1 protein-coding gene is annotated in these 926 nt (G+C 34.3%); it reads left to right on the top strand.

What is annotated here, in order from left to right:
* Positions 1-296: 296 nt before the first annotated feature.
* A partial coding sequence (locus ACTNB8_RS16340) for an IS110 family transposase (RefSeq protein WP_441056112.1) occupies positions 297-926 on the top strand: 630 nt, incomplete at its 3' end.

Raw genomic sequence — 926 nt, 5'->3', positions numbered from 1 at the left:
CCTGGTATATTGTAATTGACTCATCTAACGGTCATTTACAAATATACCTTTTCCTTTCTATCAACCTACTATCTGTGGTTGATTACGGTGTTATACATTTGTATTATTAAAATATGTGATGTGGATTTGTATATTATTTTCCTGTGGCTTTGACTACTTTTTGGAGGTTCTTACCACACCTTATTTCTAAATAATGATTAGTTAGATGAGTCTTGAATTCGTATCTTGTACCAGGTTTTACGAAGTAAGTGCTGTGGATAACACATTGCATATTTTTACGAAGGGAATGTATTATCATGATTTTAGTCGGAATTGACATTGGTAAAAACCAACACACCTTCTCCATCGTTGACAAGAATACTGGAGAAATACTTTCTAACCCTTCCCTTTTTACTAATAATCAGGAAGGGTTTCTGTGCCTCATCAAAAAGCTAAACAGATATTCCAAATCAGACCTTTTAATCGGTATGGAAGACACCGGGCATTATCACTTTGCCTTACTCAAATATCTTCTTGATATCCGTTATACTGTTGCACTGATCAATCCAACAACTACTGACCTTACCAGAAAACTTCAAGGTGGAATCACCAAAAATGACCCTCTTGATTCTCTTACTATTTGTGATGTGATCGGCTCTAATCAGCGTAAGAAACCATATCGTATTACAAAAGTGAATCGCTTTGACCTTTATGAACAAAAGCAATTGACACGTCATCATCACAACTTGAAAGAGGAATTAAATATTTATAAAAACCGTCTTCAAAAATGTATCGACATCGTATTTCCTGAATTTAATTCCTTATTCCGGTCAAAATATGGTATTGTTTATATGAATGTTTTGAAAGCTTTTGCTTCTGCTGAAAAAATTGCAACTTCTGATATTCGAACCATCCGGAAATACTTTGAGTATGAAGGACGTGGAAAA

Origin of the sequence: Blautia sp. HCP28S3_G10, from assembly GCF_052065235.1 — a bacterium.
Classification (GTDB): Bacteria; Bacillota; Clostridia; order Lachnospirales; family Lachnospiraceae; genus Blautia_A.
The sequence above is the reverse complement of the archived record's forward strand: the minus strand, read 5'-3'. Positions and strand labels throughout refer to the sequence as shown.